The organism is Pseudodesulfovibrio sp. JC047, from assembly GCF_010468615.1.
Lineage (GTDB): Bacteria > Desulfobacterota > Desulfovibrionia > Desulfovibrionales > Desulfovibrionaceae > Pseudodesulfovibrio.
On the sequence record NZ_WUEH01000078.1, the window covers coordinates 1 to 514 of the forward strand.

Here is a 514-nt window from a genome sequence, read left to right on the forward strand (position 1 = left end):
TCACGGCTGCCGGAGAGAGGTCCAATCCTCGCGCCAGGTCTCGCTGTGAGAGTCCGCAAATATCAAGTAACTCCTTCAATTTGGTCATTGTCTAACTCCCGTTTCCAACCAGTTGCAGCGGCGCGGGGGTGGTTTGCTGTTTGCCGAACCGCTTTTCAATGCTGTCGATTTCGTCCGCTGGCACGGACTCGCCGTAACGCTGCTGGAGCCATGCATAGGCCTCGCCGGTCCAAAGATCGCCGAGCCGATGCTTGAGCTGCATGGCCGCTTCCACCAAAGGCAGAGGGGCAACTTCGCGCCTGCTGGCATCCAGTCCCAAATCTCGGCCGCGCTTGGGTAAATAGTTGGGTGCAGGCTTGATGTCAGCCATCACATCCACACCCTCTGGAGCCTTTGGATGTTTGGGATCGGCTCCGGCTGCCTCGTCAATGGCCGCGACATGCTTGTCTGCCAGAGTATCGGGCTGGGCCTTGTATTCCTGGCCGAACACCGGTGCTGATTTCCAAAATCCAGC

General features: G+C 58.4%; 1 protein-coding gene. It reads right to left on the bottom strand.

The window, feature by feature from the left end:
- Positions 1 to 91 precede the first annotated feature (91 nt).
- Positions 92 to 514: hypothetical protein (locus GO013_RS16740; RefSeq protein ID WP_239057932.1), on the bottom strand; the 423-nt coding region annotated here is incomplete at its 5' end.